Below are 17,593 nucleotides of genomic sequence, written 5' to 3'. Positions count from 1 at the left end.
ATGCTCAGTGTCATCGGATGTCTTCCCGCTCCCGCTCAGGCCGCCACGGATGGCCCCTACGAGCCCACCGTCGAATCCCTGAACAGTCACCCGACCCCTAAGTGGTTCAACAACGACAAGTTCGGCATCTTCCTCCATTGGGGGGCGTACTCCGTCCCGGCCTGGGGTCCGCGCCGCAGTTACGCCGAGTGGTACTGGTACTACATGAACTCCCCCGGGAACGCGACCAACAGCTACCACCGGGACACCTACGGGCCGGACTTCGCCTACGACCGCTTCGCCGAGCAGTGGAAGGCCGAGAAGTTCGACCCCGCTGACTGGGTCAAGCTCTTCAACGACGCCGGGGCCAAGTACTTCGTCCTCACCTCCAAGCACCACGAGGGCGTCGCCCTGTGGGACAGCAAGGTGAGCGAGCGCGACACCATGGCGCTGGGCCCGAAGCGGGACCTGGCCAAGGAGCTGTTCACCGCGGCCCGCGCCGACGGCAAGCTGCGCGCGGGCTTCTACTACTCGCTCATGGAGTGGTACAACCCGCTGTTCACCGGCCACCCGGCGACCAACCCGTACACCGGGCAGCCGGTGCCCTACACCGGGGCCCCGCAGCAGGGCGACTACGTCAAGGACTACATGCTCCCGCAGATGCGCGAGCTGATCGACGGCTACGACCCCGACATCCTGTGGTGCGACGGCCAGTGGGACCGCTCGGCCGCCCAGTGGCAGACCGCCGGGGTGATCGCCGACTACTACAACAAGGCGGCCAAGAAGGGCAAGGAGGTGGCGGTCGCCAACCGGTGCAAGATCGAGAGCGGCGCGCTGGAGAGCCACGAGCTGGACTTCCAGACGCCCGAGTACTCCGTCAAGCCGGACATCGACCCCGTCAAGTGGGAGGCCAGCCGCGGCATCGCGCACTCCTACGGCTACAACCAGAACGAGCCCGTCGAGGACTACCTGACCTCCGACCAGCTCGTGGACTCCTTCGTGGACATCGTCAGCAAGAACGGCAACCTGCTGCTGGACGTGGGCCCGAAGGCCGACGGCACCATCCCCGACGTGCAGCGCGAACGGCTGCTGGACATGGGCTCCTGGCTGAAGGTCAACGGCGAGGCCATGTACGGCACCACGTACTGGACGCGCGCCGAGGAGAAGGGCGGCCCCGACGACGTCCGGTACACCGTCAAGGACGGCGTCCTGTACGCGACCGCGCTGAAGTGGCCGGGCGAGCAGCTGACGCTGGGCGCGGACGTGCCGGCGGGCCCCGGGACGCGGATCACGCTGCTCGGCTCCGACGCCGGCCCGCTGCCGTGGCAGCGCGACGAGCAGGGCCGGGTGGTCGTCACCACGCCCGCCGAGACCGGGCAGTACGCCTACTCGTTCAAGATCGAGACGCCCGGCGTGACGGCCCTGCCGCGCTTCGGCACCGACCTGCCCGAGCACGTGCAGGCCGGTGAGAGCGTCACCGGCAAGGTGACCGTCACCAACCCCGGCTCCACGCCGCTGCGCGCGGCCACGCTGACCCTCGCCGCGCCCGACGGGTGGACGGTCACCCCGGCGAGCACCCGGCTCGGCCACCTGGCGGCCGGGGCGAGCACCGAGGTGCCCGTCACCGTGACCGTGCCGCCCGGAGCCCAGCCCGCCGCGCTCGGCATCCAGGCGACGCTCAAGTCCGGACGGCTGCGCGCGGCGTACCGGATCCCCGTCTCGGTGGTGCTGCCGAACCTGGCCCAGGGCAAGCCGGCCACCCAGCAGAGCACCGGCTACGACGCCCCGGCCGCGCGGGCCGTGGACGGCAACACCGACGGCGGCTTCTGGAACGGCTCGGTCACCCACACCCAGGAACCGGCCAGGGAAGCCTGGTGGCAGGTCGACCTGGGTGCCTCGGCCGCCCTGGACAGCGTCGAGATCTGGAACCGCACCGACTGCTGCGCCGAACGGTTGCGGGACTACTGGGTGATGTCCTCCGAGCAGCCGATCACCGCCGACGGCCTGGAGGCGGCCCGCACGACGCCGGGCGTGACCGCCGTGCACGTGCAGGAACAGGCCGGCCGGCCCAGCACGGTCAAGCTGCCCGCCGGCACCACCGGCCGGCACGTGCGCATCCAGCTCTCCTCCGGCACCGACCCGCTCGCCCTGGCCGAGGTACGGGTGAGAGGCCGCTGACGCAGGCGGCGGACCACCAGCCCCTGACCGGCCTGCCCATCGGCGGGGCGGTCAGGGGCGGCAGGTCTGGTCGGCGGCGGGGAGTGCGCCGGTGGCCAGGTAGGCGTTGACCTTGGCGTCCACGCAGGCGTTGCCGTACTCGCCGTAGATCCCGTGGGCGATGGCGCCGCGCAGGGTGAGCAGGCGGGAGCCGGTCAGCGCCCGGTGCATGGCCTTGCTGCCCTCGTAGGTGGTGGCGGTGTCCCCGGTGGCGGACACGATCAGCGCGGGGGTGGGGTTGGCGACGTGCGTCAGCCGCTCGCGCGGCGGGGCGGGCCAGAAGGCGCAGGGCCAGATGTTGTTCCTGACCGGGCCGAAGAGCGGGTGCCGCGCCCGGCTGCGCTGGACGTCGTCCCAGTAGACGTCGGGGTCGCCCGGCGCGGCCCGGTCGCCGCAGGTGATCGCGGCGGCCGGGCTCGCCAGCGGCGAACCGGCGCTGGTCAGGACGAACGCGAGGAACCCGGCCAGCTCGGCGCCGGGTTCGGCCGGGCGGCCGTGCGCGGCCTCGTTCAGGGTCCGGACGGTGGCGGCGAACTCGGCGCGGGCCTCGGGACGGTCGTTCGCGGAGCCGACGGACAGCAGGTACGGGACCGCCTGGTCGTCCACCTCGTACGCGCCGACGCGCAGCGGACGCTCCGCCGCGGCGACGACGATCGTGTCCACGGTGGCGAGCACCCGGGCAGGGGTCGCGCCGAGCCCGTAGGCGCCGTCGCGTCCGGCGGCCCAGGACGCCCAGGCGCGCAGCGCGCGGTCCGCCTCGTCCTCGGTGCCCCGCATGGCCCTCGGGCCCCACTTGTCCGGGTCGCCCGCGCTGTCCAGGACCACCCGGTCGGTGCGGCCGGGGAACATCTGGGTGTAGACCGCGCCCAGGTAGCTGCCGTAGGAGTAGCCGAGGAAGGAGATCCGGCGCTCCCCCAGGGCGCGGCGCACGAGGTCGATGTCGCGGGCCGTGTCGCGGGTGTTGACGTACGGGAGCACGTCGGCGTGCCGCCGGGCGCAGCGTTCGGCCAGGTCGCGCTGCACCGCCACCTGGTGGTCGAACCGGGCGCGGGTCGAGCCGGCCGAGCGCAGCCACAGGCCGATGGGCCAGCCGCAGTCGAGCGGCGTGCTGCGCCCGACGAAACGCGGGTCCAGGCCGATGACGTCGTACCGGGCGGCGACGTCCTTCATGGCCGCGCGCGTCCGCAGGGGCATGCCGAGCGTGCTCTCGCCAGGGCCGCCGCTGTTGAGCACCAGCGTGCCGATGCGATGGGCGCGGTCGCTCGCGGGGATGCGGGACAGCGCGAGCTTGATGCTGCGGCCGCCCGGCCTGGAGTGGTCGAGCGGGACGGCGAGCTCCGCGCAGCGCCCGCCCGCCTGGTCGAGCTGCCTGCCGACGGCGTCGTCCGGGCCCTGGGAGCAGCGTCTCCAGTCGAGCGCCGGAGGTTTCCGGCCGGTCGCCGCGGGCGCTCCGGCGGCGGCTCCGGCCGGGGCCGCGACGGCGGCGGACAGGGCGATCGGGGCGATCAGGGCGACGGCCCGGACCAGACGGCCGAGCGGCCGCACACGTGTCGGTTTCATGGCCGGGGACGCTATTCCGACCGGCCGCCCGGCACGATACAGCCGGCCGCACGCCCTTGGTACAGCCCGCTGTAGTGTCCGGCCGCGAACGGTGACGGGATACTGGTGCCCCGGTGTACGCAGGTCAGGAGGAGGTGCGCATGCGTGACCGCGCCTTCCCCGGTTCGAGGTCCTGGCCGTCGTCCGGCTCGCTCGCCCGGCCGGCGTCCGGCTCGGCCTACCTGCTGGGCACGCTGGCCACCGCCGTGGCCACGGCGCTCGCGCTCCCGGTGCTGCTCGCGCCGGCGGCGGGGCGGGGCTGGGCGGCCTGGCACCGCCGGCGGGCCGGCCGGCTGCTCGGCGTCCCGGCCGGCGGGGCGCCGGGCGGGCGGCGGGATCTCGCCTGGGCGCTCGCGCACGTCGCCACCGGGTTCCCGCTCGGGCTGGCCGCCCTGCTGTGCCTGGGCAACATCGTGGTCGCCGCCGTGGCGATGGTCGCGTGGCAGGCCTTCCCGGCGGACGCGCGTCCCACGCTGTTCTCGTTCTTCGACGTCCCCGTCGACGATTGGGCGACCGCGCTGGCCGGAGGGTCGGCCCAGATCGTCGTCCTCGGCGCGGCGGCCTGGTGGGGGCTGCCCGCGCTGGCCCGGCTGCACGCGCGGCTGTCCCTGGCGCTGCTGGCGCCGTCGGCCCGCGAGCGGCTCACCGAGCGGGTCGACGTGCTGACCAGAAGCCGGGTCGGCGTGGTCGACGCCCACGGCGCCGAGCTCCAGCGCATCGAACGCGACCTGCACGACGGGACGCAGGCCCGCCTGGTCACCATCGCCATGCACCTGGGCCTGGCCCGCGAGTCGCTCGCCGACGACCCGGACACGGTCGCCCTGCTGCTCCAGGAGGCGCACGAGACGACGGAGGAGGCGATGGCCGAGCTGCGCGCGGTGCTCCAGACGATCTACCCGCCGATCCTGGCCGACCGCGGGCTCGACGGCGCGCTGACGGCGCTGGCCGCCCGGTCGAGCGTGCCGGTGCACATCGAGCTCGCCGACCTGGGGGCGCTGCCGCCGTCCGTGGAGACGGTGGCCTACTACGTGATCGCCGAGGCGCTGACGAACGTGACCAAGCACGCCGCCGCCACGCGGGCGTCCCTGCGGATCGAGCGGGCCGGCGACGTGCTGTCCATCGAGGTCGCCGACGACGGCAGGGGCGGCGCCGACGAGACGCGCGGCACCGGGATCCCCGGGATCCGCCGGCGGGTCGCCGCCCTCGACGGCACGCTGCGCCTCGACAGCCCGCCGGGCGGCCCGACCACGCTCGCCGTCCGGATGCCGTGCGCGCCGTGACCGTCGAAGGAGGTCCCTTGCGGGTCGTGATCGCCGAGGACAACGTCCTGCTGGCCGGCGGGCTGAAGCTGCTGCTGGCGGCCAGGGGCTGCGAGGTCGTCGCGGTCGTCGGCGACGGCGAGGCGTTCCTGCTCGCCGTCGCCGAGCACCACCCCGACATCGCCATCGTCGACGTGCGGCTGCCGCCGTCGTTCCGCGACGAGGGCATCCACGCCGCGCTGCGGGCCCGCCGCGAGCACGGCGCGCTGCCGATCCTGGTGCTCTCGCAGTACGTCGAGCGCGAGTACGCCGGCGAACTGCTCGCCGACGGCCGCGGCGGCATCGGCTACCTGCTGAAGGACCGCATCGGCCGGGTGGCCGAGTTCGTCGACGCCCTGCGGCGGGTCGCGGCGGGCGGCACCGCGATGGACCCCGAAGTCGTCGCCCAGCTCTTCGCCCGCCGCGCCGACGACCCCCTCGCCGCCCTGACCGCCCGCGAGCGGGAGTCCCTGGCCCTCATGGCGCAGGGGCACGACAACGCCACCATCGCCGAGCGCATGCGCATCTCCGACAACGCCGTCCACAAGCACATCGGCAACGTCTTCGCCAAGCTCGGCCTGTCCCCGGACGACTCCGGCCACCGCCGCGTCCGCGCCGTGCTCGCCTACCTGGACGGCACGCCGCGCCCGCCCGAGCAGCCCCCCGTCCGCGGAAAGCCACGCTGACCCGGCCTTTCCGGCACCCGGGGACGTCAGAGCAGCGCGGCGAGCTCGGCCGGGCGCGAGAACATCGGCCAGTGCCCGGTCGGCAGCTCGGCGAACGTCCACTCGGGCGTGCCGAGCGCGGCGAACGCCGGGTTCCCCGAGTCGATCAGCTCGCGGATCATCGCCATCGGCATCGTCGAGGCGACCAGGGTCTTCGGCGTCGTCGGGATCCGCTCCGGCCGCTGCGCCGGTTGCACGGCCGCGCCCCACGGCTGGGGCGTCGCCTTCGCGCGGATCTGCTCCCATCGTTCCTCGGTCAGGCCCGCGAACTTGCCCGCCCCCTGCTCGTAGGCGGGCACGTCGAGCGCGTGGCCGTCCCCGACCTGGGCGCGCCAGGCCTTCTGGGTGTCCTCGTCGTTGAAGTCGATCACCGCCGCCCCGGACGGCAGCGGCCCGGCGTCCACGTAGACGACCCGGCTGAGCCGCTCGGGATGCCGGTCGGCGACCGCGGTCACCGGGACGTTCGCCCCGCTGTGCCCGACCAGGACGACCTCGTCCCAGCCGTCCATCGCCGCCAGGATGTCGGCGACGTGCGTCTCCACGCCGACCTCCGGCGACAGCTCGCCGGCCCGCTCCGCCACCCCGGTCAGGGTGACCGCCCGCACCTGGTGCCCGGCGGCGCGCAGTTCGTGCGCCACCTCGTCCCAGGCCCAGGCCCCGAGCCAGAATCCGGGCACCAGCACGTAGTTCGCCATCTCGTCGTCCTTCCAAGTGAGCCGATGTCGCTACGCTAAAGCCGAAAGCGGACAGAACCCGCCCGGATTGAGAGGGTGACCTGTGTCATATCCGGCGACCCGGATGCTGGCGATGCTCGAACTGCTCCAGGCGCACCACGTGCTGGGCGGCCGCGACCTCGCCCAGCGGCTCGGCGTGGACGAACGGACCGTCCGCCGTTACGCCGTCCGGCTCGCCGACCTGGGCATCCCGGTCGCCGCCGAGCGCGGCAGGTACGGCGGCTACCGGCTGATGCCCGGCTACAAGCTGCCGCCGCTGATGCTCACCGACGACGAGGCCACCGCCGTGGTCCTCGGCCTGCTCGCCGGACGCCGCCTGGGCCTGGCCGCCGAAGCCACCGAGGCCGCCCTGGCCAAGATCCGCCGGGTGCTGCCGGCCACGCTGCGGCAGCAGGCCGGCGCGCTGGAGGAGACCCTCGACTTCACCCTCGCCGCCCGCGCCGCGCGCACGCCCGCGAGCCGGGCCGTGCTGACGCTGGCCGCCGCGATCCGCGACCGCCGCCGGGTCACCCTGGGCTACCGCTCCTGGAAGGGCTCCACCACCGAACGCGAACTGGACGGCCACGGCCTGGTCTTCCACTCCGGCCGCTGGTACGTGACCGGCCTCGACCACCTGTCCGGCGAGCTGCGCACCTTCCGCCTCGACCGGATCTCCTCCGTCGTCCCGGGGACGGCCTCCTACGAGATCCCGCAGGAGTCCGACCCGGTGCGGCAGGTCACCGCGTCGCTGGCCCGGGTGCCGTACGCGCATCCCGTCGAGGTCGTCCTGGGCGTGCCCCTCGCCGAGGCGGCCCGTCGCGTCCCGCCGTCGGTGGCCACGCTCACCGAGACGCCGGACGGCGTCCTGCTGCGGATGCGCGCCGAGTCCCTGGACGGCATGGCCACCATGCTCGCCGGGCTCGGCTTCCCGTTCACGATCCTGTCGCCGCCGGAACTGCGCACAGCCGTCCGCCGCCTGGCCCAGAGCCTGCTGGACCAGACCCCCGAATGAGGGGGGCCGGCGAAGGCGCCAGCCGGGTCCGTCCGGGTCCGTCCCTGATCGCCACGCCGGCCCGTCCCGCCTTCGTCGGTGGTCAGCCGATGGGGGCGGGGAGGACGCCGGTGCGGTGGAGGTGGCGGCGGGCCGCCGCGATGGCCTCCGGGGTCGAGGCGAACACCTGGCCGGCCTCGTCCAGGCGGGCGATCGCGCCCAGGGCGCGCAGCGGCCGGTGGTGGCCGTCGCGGATGCCGGAGACGTACACGGTGATGCCGCGTCGTTCCAGGCGGGCGATGGCGTCGCCGAGCACCAGGGTGCCGCTGGCGTCGATCGTGGTGATGCGGGACATGCGCAGGATCACCACCGAGACGTCGGCGACCTCCGACAGCTCCAGCAGGAAGCGGTGCGCCGCGGCGAAGAACAGCGGCCCGTCCAGCCGGTAGGCGACGATGTGCTCGGCCAGCAGCTCGTGCTCCTCGGCGGCGTGGTCGCCGGGCAGGTCGGCGTGCAGGGGGACGGTGTCCAGGCGCACGTTCCCGGCGATGGCGCGCAGCGCGAGGGCCCCGGCGACGATCAGGCCGAGGATGACCGCGGTGACCAGGTCGAGGACGAGGGTGGCGACCGCGGTCGAGGCCAGGACGACGGCGTCGGCCCGGGTGGAGCGCAGCATCGACGTCACCGAGCCGACCTCGACCATCCGCGCCGCGGTGGCCAGCAGCACCCCCGCCAGGGCCGCCAGCGGGATGCGGGCGACCAGGCCGGAGGCGGTGAACACGATGACGCCGAGGATCGCGGCGTGCGCGAGCGCGGCCAGCCGGGAGGACGCGCCCGCGCGCACGTTGACGGCGGTGCGGGCGATCGCGCCGGTGGCCGGGACGCCGCCGAACAGCGGGGCGACCAGGTTGGCGACGCCCTGGCCGAACAGCTCGCGGTCGGGGTCGTGCCGGTGGTTGACGCTCATGCCGTCGGCGACGGCGGCCGACAACAACGATTCCAGCGCGGCGAGCGCGGCCACGGCGAACGCGGGGGCGACGAGCGAGCTCAGCGCGGCGACGTCCAGGAACTCCAGGGACGGGGCGGGCAGCCCCGCGGGCAGGGCGCCGATGCGCGTCACCGGCAACCCCGCCAGCTCCGCGACGAGCGTGGCGGCGGCGACGGCGAGCAGCGAGAACGGCACAGCGGGCCGCCGGCGTCCGCCGACCAGGATCAGCGCCGTGACCGCCGCGGCCATGGCGAGGGCGGCCCAGTGCGGACGGGCGGCGAAGTCGCGCACCGCCTGCCAGGCCACGGCCAGCACCTTGTCACCCTCAGGCGTGGGCACGCCGAGCGCGGCGGGCACCTGCTGCATGCCGATCACACAGGCGATGCCCAGGGTGAACCCCTCCACCACCGGCGCGGGCACCAGCATCATGAACCGGCCCGCCCGTGCCAGGGCCAGGCCGAGCAGCAGCAGCCCGGCCAGCAGCCCCACCGTCAGCACGCCGGTGGCGCCGTGCGCGTGCATGATCGGGACGAGCACCACCGTCATCGCGCCGGTCGGCCCGGACACCTGCAGGGCCGAGCCGCCGAAGACCGCGGCCAGCGCGCCGGCCACCACCGCGGTGGCCAGCCCCGCCTGCGCGCCCAGCCCGCTGGAGATGCCGAAGCCGAGCGCCAGCGGCAGCGCCACGATGGCCACCGTCAGCCCGGCCAGCAGGTCGCGGCGCGGATGACGGCCGAAGGCGGCCAGATCGGCCCGGCCGGGCAGGACGGGGCGCAGACGGGCCCAGCCCGCCCGGAGCACTGAGGTCACCGTTCGCCGGCCTCCGACTCGAGCAGCTCGTTCAGCAGCGCGTGCCGGCCGGAGAGCTTGGCCTGCAGCAGGTGGCGGGCGGCGCGCAGCAGCTCCGCCACGTCGCCGCCGGACAGCGCGTACACGACGGTCGATCCGTCGCGGCGGGCGGTGACCAGCTCGGAGCGGCGCAGCACGGCCAGATGCTGCGACAGGCCGGTCGGCTCCACCTCGATCTCGGCCAGCAGGTCGCGCACCGGCATCGGGCCGTCCTGGAGCAGCTCCAGCACGCGGATCCGCACCGGATGTCCGAGCAGCCGGAACAGCTCAGCCTTGGCCTCGTACAGGGGGACGGACATCAGCGCGCCTCCCGTCCCTCGCGGGCCGAGGCGGGGTCTGCGCCGGGGTCTGCGCCGGGATTTTCGTCCGTGTCCACGCCGTGGGCGCGGGCCATCCGCAGCACCTCGTCCAGCCCGCCGGCGGCGGACAGCGCGGCGTCGGCGTCGCCGTCCTGTTCGGCCGCGCGCAGCGCGCCGGCCGCCTCATCCACCCGGCGCCGGATCGCCGCAGCGAACGCCTCGCTCACACTGTCCCCCGCCTTCATGCCTGTCTTGACGAGATAAGTGTTAAACGAATTGCGAAAATTCGCAACTCCTATACCTCAGAGCCGAAACTTGCCCATTTGTTATCTATCCAGATAACGTTATCTCCATGGATAACAGCGAACGCCCGCCAGGCCCTCACCAGGCGGCGACCGCGGCCCGCAGGAAGCAGATCATCCGGGCCGCGATCACCCTGCTCGGCGAGCGCGGTTACCAGGCGACCACGTTCGACGCCATCTGCAAGGAGGCCGGGCTCAGCAGCAGCCGGCTGATCACCTACCACTTCTCCAGCAAGGACGAGCTGTTCGCGGCCGTCGCCGACCAGATCGCCGCCGACGCCGACGCCCACGTGCGTCCCGCCGTGGAGGCCGCGACCGGCGCCCGCGAACTGCTCGCCACCGCCATCCGGGCGAACGTGGCGTTCATCGCCGCCCACTCCGCGCAGGTCCGGGCGCTCCAGCAGATCCTGCTCAACAGCGGTCAAGACGTCTGGGAACGGCACCACACCGAGTCGCTGAACCGGCTGGCCGGCCTGTTCACGGACGGGCAGCGCGCCGGCGTCTTCCGCCCCTTCGACCCGCGGGTCATGGCGGCGGCGCTGCGGGCGTCGATCGACGGCGTCGTCCCGCTGCTCGCCGCCGGGCTCGAACCCGGCCGCTGCGCGGACGAACTGGTCGAGCTCTTCGACCGCAGTACGAGCCAGAGGTCCTGAGACCGGTGCGGAAGGGAAACACGATGTCAGCTGAAGGGATCGCCGGGCGGAGGTACGTCGTCACCGGTTCGGCGTCGGGCATCGGCGCCGCGACCGCCGCCCTGCTCCGCGCCCGCGGCGCCACGGTCATCGGCTGCGACCTCGACGACGCCGACGTGCAGGCCGACCTGTCCACGCCCGAGGGCCGGCGGTCGCTGGTCGAGCAGGTGAGCGCGGCCGGGGCCGTCGACGCGGTGCTCGCCGTCGCCGGGGGCGGCAGGACGGGGCTGCTCGCGACGAACTACTTCGGGGCGGTGGCGACGCTCGAAGGTCTGCGTCCGCTGCTGGCGCGGAGTCAGGCTCCCCGGGCCGTGGTCGTGTCGTCGACCTCGTCGCTGGCCCCTGCCGACGAGCGCGTCATGCGGGCCTGCCTGGACGGCGACGAAGCCGCCGCCGTCGCCCTCGTCGAGGCGGACCCGTCCGGCGGCGGCCCGGCCGGCGCCTACGGGATCGCCAAGCGCGCGTTGAACCGATGGGTGCGCAGGGCCGCCCCGACGCCGGAGTGGGCGGGCGCCGGCATCGCGCTCAACGCCGTCGCGTCCGGGGTCGTGGACACGCCGGCGGCCGCCTGGATCTTCGCGAGCGAGGAGGTGCGGGCCGCGGTGGAGGCGGCGGCGCCGCAGCCGTTCGGCGGCTTCCCCGGGCGGCCGGAGTGGGTCGCCGAGCTCCTGTGCTGGCTCACCGGCACGGGCAACCGCTTCGTCACCGGTCAGATCATCTTCGCCGACGGCGGCGCGGAGGCGTCACTGATCGGCGACCTCCATTGGCGCTGACGGCGCAGACGCGCTTGGGGCCGCCGACCGGCCCTGCTTGCGGCGGCGTGACCTGATCTCGTAGGCGAGCAGCGTGCCGCCGACGGCCACGGCGACCGCCCCGACCACCGGCAGCGCCTCGGCGGAGGAGGCCACGGCGGCGAACGCCAGCGCCAGCAGCGCCACCACCACCCGGCTCAGCCAGGGAAAGCCCCACATGCGCAGCCGCAGCAGTTCGGGCGACTCGACCTCCATACGCCGCCGCAGCCGGAGCTGGCTGAGCGCCACGAAGACGTAGAGCAGCAGCACCAGCAGCCCGGCGGTGTTGATCAGCAGGTCGAAGGCGTCGTCCCCGACCGCGAACGCACCGGCCATCAGGGCCAGCGCGAGCGCGCCGCCGCCGAGCAGCGCGGGCGCGGGCACCCCGGACGCCCGCACCCGCGCCGCCGCGGCGGGAGCGTCGCCGCGGGCGGCCATCGCGCACAGGACGCGCGAGGCGGCGTACAGCGCGGCGTTCATCACCGACACGACCGCGACCAGGATCACCCACGTCATCAGGGTCGCCGCGCCGGGGACGCCGAGCTCGGCGATGGCGGCCGCGAACGGGCTGTCCGCGCCGCCCGCCGGGACGCGGTCCCACGGCACGACCGCCACGATGACCAGCACCGAGCCGACGTAGAAGATCAGCACCCGCCAGACCACCCGCAGGGTGGCCCGCGCGACCTCCTTGGCCGGTTCGGCCGACTCGGCCGCCGCGATGGTGACGATCTCCGCCCCGAAGTAGGAGAACAGCACGGTGACGAGCGCGGTGAGGACCGCCCCCCAGCCCTTGGGGGCGAACCCGCCGTGCCCGGTCAGCGCGGTCAGGCCGGCGCCCCCGCCGGACGGCCACAGGCCCAGGACGTACAGCGCCCCGGCGGCGAGGAACGCCACGATCACCACGACCTTGACCGAGGCCAGCCAGAACTCGGTCTCGCCGAACAGCCGTACCGAGACCAGGTTGGCCGCGGTGAGCGCCGCCAGCAGCGCGACGGCCGTCGGCAGCACGGGGACGGCGCCGGACATGGAGTGCAGCAGCTTGGCCCCCGCCACACCCTCGAACGCGACGGCGACGATCGCGAACAGCCAGTAGCACCAGCCCACCAGGAACCCGGCGCGCGGCCCGAGCGCGGTACGGGCGTAGTCGGCGAACGAGCCCGCCGAGGGCCGGGCGGCGGCCATCTCGCCGAGCATCCGCATCACCAGGACGACGATCAGGCCGCCCAGGGCGTAGGCGACCAGCGCCGCCGGGCCGGTGTCGGCGATCACCTTGCCGCTGCTGACGAACAGGCCGGCGCTGATGACGCCGCCGAGCCCGATCATGGTCATGTGGCGTCGTTTGAGTCCGCGGTGGAGCGATCCCCCGCTGTCGTGCCCGGTCATGGCGTTCGGCTCCCTGCTGTTCTCGGATAGGGGAGGTCGGACCCCGGCCCATGGACGGGCCGGGGTCTGGTTGATCGCGGGGGCGGTACGGGCGGCGCCGGTCAGTGGCCGCGGTAGACGGCGGGGCGCCGTTCGACGAAGGAGCGGACGCCTTCGAGCACGTCCTGGCCGCGCAGGCAGGCCAGCAGCCCTTCGGTCTCCAGGTCGAGCACCTCTTCCAGGTCCAGCTCCCAGACCTGCCGCATGGCCTGCTTGATCAGGCGTACCGGGGTGGGCGCCGCGTCGGCGACGCGTTCGGCCAGCTCCAGTGCCGTGTCGAGCAGGTCGGCGTCGGGGACCAGCCTGCTGACCAGCCCGGCGCGGTACGCCTCGGCGGCGCCGACGGTCTCGCCGGACAGCAGCAGGTCCACCGCGCGGCCGTGGCCGACCAGGCGGGGCAGCGAGTACAGCACGCCGTTGCTCGGGAACAGGCCGCGGTGCACCTCCTTGAAGGCGAACGAGGCGGCGTGGCCGGCCAGCCGCAGGTCGCTGGCGATGGCCAGCTCCACGCCGACGCCGACCGCGATCCCGTTGACCGCCGAGATGATCACCTTGGGGTGGGTGGTGAAGCGGCGGGTGAGGTCCTGGAGGGCGGCGATCCGTTCGACCAGGTCGGCGTCCGACCTGGCGGCGAGCTGCGCGCCGGCCTCCTTCAGGTCGGTCCCGGCCGAGAAGGCCCGGCCGGTGCCGGTGAGCACGAGCGCGCCCACCGTGTCGTCGCGGGCGGCCTCGTCCAGGACGGCGACCAGCTCGCCGTAGGTGCGCTGCCGGAAGGCGTTCAGCACCTCGGGCCGGTCGAAGGCGACCACCAGGGCCGAGCCGGCGCGGTGCACCCGCAGATCGGTGCTCATCGGTTACCCTCCCGGGCGTCGTAGGCGCCGTCCCGTCCGGGCGGCAGCAGGTGCTTGGCGATGCGTTCGGACGGCGTCATCGGGAACGCCTCGACGAACTCCACGAACCGCGGCGTCTTGAAGTCGGCCAGCCGCGCCCGGACGTAGGCCACCAGCTCGTGCGGCTCGACGGGCTCGGCGACCTGCACGAACGCCTTGACCTCCTCGCCGTACAGCTCGTCGGGCACCGGGATCACGGCGGCGGCGCGCACGGCCGGGTGGCCGGCCAGGACCGCCTCCACCTCGGCGGCGGCGATGTTCTCGCTGCCGCGCCGGATCATCTCCTTCAGCCGCCCGACCAGGTGGTAGTGGCCGCGGGCGTCCCGGTGGCCGAGGTCGCCCATGGGGTACCAGCCGTCGCGCAGCAGCGGCTCGTCCCGGTTCCAGTAGCCGGTCAGCATCGGCCGGCCGCGGACCATGATCTCGCCGACCTCGCCGTCCGGGGCGTCGGATCCGTCCTCACTGACGATCTTGACCTCCTTGCCGGGCACGGGCCGTCCCATGGCGCCGGTGCCGACGCACGCGGTGTCCTCCGGCCGGACGGCCAGCACGACCCCGGCCTCGGTGCTGCCGTACGCCTCCCGCCAGGGCGCGCCCCAGCGCTCCTCGATCGCGGCGTGCAGGGCGGGCGCGATGCCCGAGCACAGGACGAGCCGGACGCGGTGGGCCCGGTCCCGTTCGGGGTCCGGCGGCTGCTTGAGCAGCAGCAGCGGCATCGTGCCGAGGACGTAGAAGAAGGTGGCGCCGTGCTCGCGCACCGACGGCCAGAAGCCGGAGGCGGAGAAGCGCGGCAGGATCGCCAGCGGGATGCCGGTCAGCAGGCACAGCACCGTGTTCCACTGCGGGTCCATGTAGTGGAACGGCTGGGCGGTGAGGTCCACGTCGTCCGGGGTGACGGCGGCGACGTCGGCCGCCAGCTCGGCCAGGTGGAGCCAGTAGCGGTGGGTGAGCATGCAGCCCTTGGGGAACCCGGTGGTGCCCGAGGTGTACTGGAGGTTGAGCAGGTCGTCCCAGCCGACGTCGGGCAGGTCGGGGGCGCCGGGCGCGGCGGCGGTCTCGGCCCCCGCGTCGAAGGCGCCCGCGGGGACGGGTTCGGGCGCGGGCCCGGCGTCGGCGGGGTCGAGCAGCCCGACCTCGCCCAGGTCCAGCGCCAGCAGCGCCCCGGCCGCGGCGGCCGAGCCGGCCAGGGCCAGCACCGGCGCCGAGTCCTTGACGACGTGGGCCAGGTCGGCGCTGCGGTACCCGGGGTTCAGCGGGACGATCACCGCGCCCAGCTTGGCGATCGCCAGCCAGGCGACCGGGAAGCCGACGCCGTTGGCGAGCATCACCGCGACCCGGTCGCCGCGGCGGACGCCGTGCGCGGCCAGCACCTCCGCCAGCCGGTCGGTCCGCTGATCCACCTGCGCGACGGTGGTCTCGACGCCGTCGAAGCGGAACAGCACCCGGTCGCCGTGGGCGGCGGCCCGGTCCCGGAGCAACCCGCCGAGGCCCCCGGGGATCCGCCGCGCCGCTCCCCCGCCGAGGCCGCCCGCGATCGGCCCGGCCGCTCCCCCGCCGGGCGGCGGCGCGGCCGTCACGCCCGCCGCCGGGTGGCCATGTCGAACATCATCACCAGCTCGGCGGCGCAGTCGGCCAGGTCGACGGCCTCCTCGTCGAAGACCCACTGGAGCATGACGCCGTCGATCGCCCCCTGGACGGTGGCGGCCAGCGTGCGCGGCGAGAAGTCGCGGAAGTCGCCGCTGTCCTGGCCGCGCCGCAGGATGCCCTCCAGGTGGTGGCGGCACGGGTCGTACATGTCGGCGTTGAAGCGGCGCTTGGCCTCGGGCGATCCGAAGCTGCCCCAGATGTCCACCAGCGCGACGAAGTTGGCGCGGTTGGCCGCCATGAACTCGAAGCTCGCCTCGATGAAGGCGCGCAGCCGGTGCGGGGCGTCCGGCGCCCGGTCCACCCGGGCCTTGATGAACCGGTTGGTCTCGGTGAACAGGGCATTGACGACCTGCTGGATCAGTTCGTCCCGGCCGGCGAAGTGGTAGGAGATCACGCCCCTGCTGACGCCGACGTCCTGGGCGATCCGGGCCAGCGACGCCTGAGGCAGCCCGGCGGTGGCGATGGTGGAGATGGCGCCCTCCACGATCTGCCGCCGCCGGGCCTCCTCGATGAACGAGGCCTTCTTCTGGCCGTCCTGATCGATTTTTGACCGCATGGCCAGGATTCAAGCCCGACGGGCGGCGTGCGGCAAGCCCCGCTCACCGACTGTGCGGTTTCCCCCACCCCGCGCCCGGCCGCGCCGGGGGCCGTTCCCCGGGCCGGCCGGTCGCCGCGAGGTAGTGCAGCACCGCCAGCACCCGGCGGTTGCCGGCCGCCGACGCGGGCAGGCCGAGTTTGGCGAACACCGCGGTGACGTGCTTCTCCACCGCGCTCAGCGAGACGTACAGCTGGTCGGCGATGCCGGTGTTGGACCAGCCCTCGGCCATCAGGGCGAGCACTTCGCGCTCCCGGGGCAGCAGGGACTCGTCCCAGCCGGGGTCGGGCATGGCGGCACCTCCTCGGTGCGGGAAACCGCAAGATCCGGGTGAACCTCTTGTCTCACTCATACCATCTGGATTAAATCCTGGCCATGCGGTCAAAAAATCATCACCATGCCCAGAAAACCTGCGTGCTCGGCGCCGTCCTGGCCGGCGTGGTGCTCGGCGGCGGCCTCGCCGTCCCGGCCCACGCCCGGACGGCGCACGCTCCCGCCACCGCGGCCCGGAGCGCCACGAACGCCACGAACGCCACGAACGCCACCGACGCCACGGACGAGCAGCTGCGCTGCCTGCTGGACGGCGTCGTCAAGCCGCCCGTGCCCGGCGCGATCCTCACCGTGACCGGCCCCGGCCGGGCCTTCGACGGCGCGGCCGGCGTGTACGAGCTGGGCGGACGCGCCCTGCGCAGCTCCGACGCCTTCCGCGCGGCCAGCGTCACCAAGACGATGACCGCGGCCGTCGCGCTCCGCCTCGCCGAACGCGGCGACCTGCGCCTGGACGCTCACATCAGCGAGTACCTGGACCGGAAGCTGGTCGCGCGCATCCCGTACGGGTCGCGGATCACCGTCCGGCAGCTCCTCGACCACACCGCCGGTCTGTACGACTACGTGGGGGACGAGAAGTGGTTCCAGTACGTGCTCGACCATCCGGACAAGACCTGGAAACCGCTGGAGCTGGTGGACTGGGCGCTTCGGTCGGGCAAGCCCTACTTCGCTCCCGCCAAGGGCTACCACTACTCCGACACGGGCTACGTCCTGGCCGGGATGGTCATCGAGAAGGCCGGCCGCGAGCCGCTGCACCGGTTGTACCGGTCGTTGCTGCTCCAGCCGCTGAAGATGGACCGCACGTACCTGGAGTGGTGGGAGCCGCACCGCGGCCCGCGCGCCCACAACTACCTCGGCGAGCGCGACACCTACGACTACAACCCGACCTTCGACACGTTCGGCGGCGGCGGCGGCCTGGTCTCCACCGGGGCCGACCTCAACCGGTTCATGCGCGGCCTGTTCGAGGGCAAGGTCTTCAAGAACCCGGCGACGCTGCGGACGATGCTGCGCAGCACCCCGCAGAGCGTCAAGGCCGGCTCGCCGTACGGGCTGGGCATCGCCCGGCTGACCGCGACGGGCGAAGCCGTCTACGGGCACAGCGGCTTCTTCGGCGCGTTCCAGGTCTACCTGCCGAAGCAGCGGCTCGCGATGACCGGCACCCTCACCCAGGCGGAGACGGTGTCCAAGAAGCAGAACAGCGAGTTCATCGAGAACGCCCTGCGGGTGAGCCTCGGCAAGGCGCCCACCGGCCCCTGCGCGCGCCCGTAG

At 74.0% G+C, this 17,593-nt stretch carries 16 protein-coding genes and 1 pseudogene; 7 read left to right on the top strand and 10 right to left on the bottom strand.

Annotated features, from left to right (window positions below; all coding sequences use genetic code 11):
- Entirely contained in the window at positions 1–2,157 is a 2,157-nt protein-coding gene (locus tag AB0J71_RS37865) for an alpha-L-fucosidase (protein WP_364418829.1), read from the top strand.
- Between the two features lie 51 nt (positions 2,158–2,208).
- Here the strand turns inward: AB0J71_RS37865 and AB0J71_RS37860 are convergent, their stop codons facing one another.
- Positions 2,209–3,756, bottom strand: a complete 1,548-nt coding sequence (locus AB0J71_RS37860; protein ID WP_364418827.1) for an alpha/beta hydrolase — start codon at positions 3,754–3,756, stop codon at positions 2,209–2,211.
- Positions 3,757–3,896: 140 nt separating this feature from the next.
- Between AB0J71_RS37860 and AB0J71_RS37855 the strand changes: the two genes are divergently transcribed.
- Positions 3,897–5,075, top strand: a complete 1,179-nt coding sequence (locus AB0J71_RS37855) for a sensor histidine kinase (protein ID WP_364418825.1) — start codon at positions 3,897–3,899, stop codon at positions 5,073–5,075.
- A gap of 17 nt (positions 5,076–5,092) precedes the next feature.
- Positions 5,093–5,779: a response regulator transcription factor gene (locus AB0J71_RS37850; RefSeq protein WP_352327137.1), complete on the top strand. Its 687-nt coding sequence runs from the start codon at positions 5,093–5,095 to the stop codon at positions 5,777–5,779.
- 26 nt (positions 5,780–5,805) lie between these two features.
- Here the strand turns inward: AB0J71_RS37850 and AB0J71_RS37845 are convergent, their stop codons facing one another.
- Complete coding sequence (locus tag AB0J71_RS37845) at positions 5,806–6,513, bottom strand: alpha/beta hydrolase (protein WP_352327138.1); 708 nt, start codon at positions 6,511–6,513, stop codon at positions 5,806–5,808.
- A gap of 82 nt (positions 6,514–6,595) precedes the next feature.
- On the opposite strand from AB0J71_RS37845, the gene AB0J71_RS37840 reads away from it, so the two are divergent.
- A complete protein-coding gene (locus AB0J71_RS37840; RefSeq protein WP_352327139.1) occupies positions 6,596–7,543 on the top strand; it encodes a YafY family protein in 948 nt (315 codons plus the stop codon).
- An 82-nt stretch (positions 7,544–7,625) separates the two neighbouring features.
- Here AB0J71_RS37840 and AB0J71_RS37835 read toward each other — a convergent pair whose 3' ends face one another.
- The 3 genes from AB0J71_RS37835 to AB0J71_RS37825 are packed head-to-tail and all read right to left on the bottom strand — an operon-like array spanning position 7,626 to position 9,885.
- A complete protein-coding gene (locus AB0J71_RS37835; RefSeq protein ID WP_364418823.1) occupies positions 7,626–9,320 on the bottom strand; it encodes a SulP family inorganic anion transporter in 1,695 nt (564 codons plus the stop codon).
- On the bottom strand, positions 9,317–9,658 hold the full coding sequence (locus tag AB0J71_RS37830) for a metalloregulator ArsR/SmtB family transcription factor (RefSeq protein WP_352327141.1): 342 nt from the start codon (positions 9,656–9,658) through the stop codon (positions 9,317–9,319). The genes AB0J71_RS37835 and AB0J71_RS37830 overlap by 4 nt, the downstream gene beginning before the upstream one ends.
- On the bottom strand, positions 9,658–9,885 hold the full coding sequence (locus tag AB0J71_RS37825; protein ID WP_352327142.1) for a hypothetical protein: 228 nt from the start codon (positions 9,883–9,885) through the stop codon (positions 9,658–9,660). The genes AB0J71_RS37830 and AB0J71_RS37825 overlap by 1 nt, the downstream gene beginning before the upstream one ends.
- Positions 9,886–10,010: 125 nt before the next feature.
- Between AB0J71_RS37825 and AB0J71_RS37820 the strand changes: the two genes are divergently transcribed.
- Both AB0J71_RS37820 and AB0J71_RS37815 read left to right on the top strand, forming a co-directional pair.
- A complete protein-coding gene (locus tag AB0J71_RS37820; RefSeq protein ID WP_352327143.1) occupies positions 10,011–10,613 on the top strand; it encodes a TetR/AcrR family transcriptional regulator in 603 nt (200 codons plus the stop codon).
- Positions 10,614–10,636: 23 nt separating this feature from the next.
- Positions 10,637–11,425, top strand: coding sequence for an SDR family oxidoreductase (locus tag AB0J71_RS37815; RefSeq protein ID WP_364418821.1), 789 nt, complete (start codon positions 10,637–10,639; stop codon positions 11,423–11,425).
- Here AB0J71_RS37815 and AB0J71_RS37810 read toward each other — a convergent pair.
- The 5 genes and pseudogenes from AB0J71_RS37810 to AB0J71_RS37790 all read right to left on the bottom strand — a co-directional run.
- A complete protein-coding gene (locus AB0J71_RS37810) occupies positions 11,396–12,772 on the bottom strand; it encodes an amino acid permease (RefSeq protein WP_364418819.1) in 1,377 nt (458 codons plus the stop codon). The two genes, AB0J71_RS37815 and AB0J71_RS37810, sit on opposite strands and share 30 nt — an antisense overlap.
- 155 nt (positions 12,773–12,927) lie before the next feature.
- The gene (locus AB0J71_RS37805; RefSeq protein ID WP_364418817.1) at positions 12,928–13,716 is read right to left on the bottom strand and encodes an enoyl-CoA hydratase/isomerase family protein; all 789 of its coding nucleotides are present in this window, start codon (positions 13,714–13,716) and stop codon (positions 12,928–12,930) included.
- Positions 13,713–15,332, bottom strand: a complete 1,620-nt coding sequence (locus AB0J71_RS37800; RefSeq protein ID WP_364418815.1) for an AMP-binding protein — start codon at positions 15,330–15,332, stop codon at positions 13,713–13,715. The genes AB0J71_RS37805 and AB0J71_RS37800 overlap by 4 nt, the downstream gene beginning before the upstream one ends.
- Positions 15,329–15,958, bottom strand: coding sequence for a TetR/AcrR family transcriptional regulator (locus AB0J71_RS37795; RefSeq protein ID WP_364418813.1), 630 nt, complete (start codon positions 15,956–15,958; stop codon positions 15,329–15,331). Before AB0J71_RS37795 ends, AB0J71_RS37800 begins: the two co-directional genes overlap by 4 nt.
- 43 nt (positions 15,959–16,001) lie before the next feature.
- Positions 16,002–16,256, bottom strand: a pseudogene (locus AB0J71_RS37790) (helix-turn-helix transcriptional regulator); the annotation flags it as partial.
- A 155-nt stretch (positions 16,257–16,411) separates the two neighbouring features.
- Here AB0J71_RS37790 and AB0J71_RS37785 point away from each other — a divergent pair.
- The gene (locus AB0J71_RS37785) at positions 16,412–17,593 is read left to right on the top strand and encodes a serine hydrolase domain-containing protein (protein ID WP_364418811.1); all 1,182 of its coding nucleotides are present in this window, start codon (positions 16,412–16,414) and stop codon (positions 17,591–17,593) included.

The organism is Nonomuraea sp. NPDC049637, assembly GCF_040675235.1.
Taxonomy (GTDB): Bacteria; Actinomycetota; Actinomycetes; order Streptosporangiales; family Streptosporangiaceae; genus Nonomuraea.
Note: the sequence above shows the minus strand (reverse complement) of the source record. Positions and strands in the feature narration are given on the sequence as shown.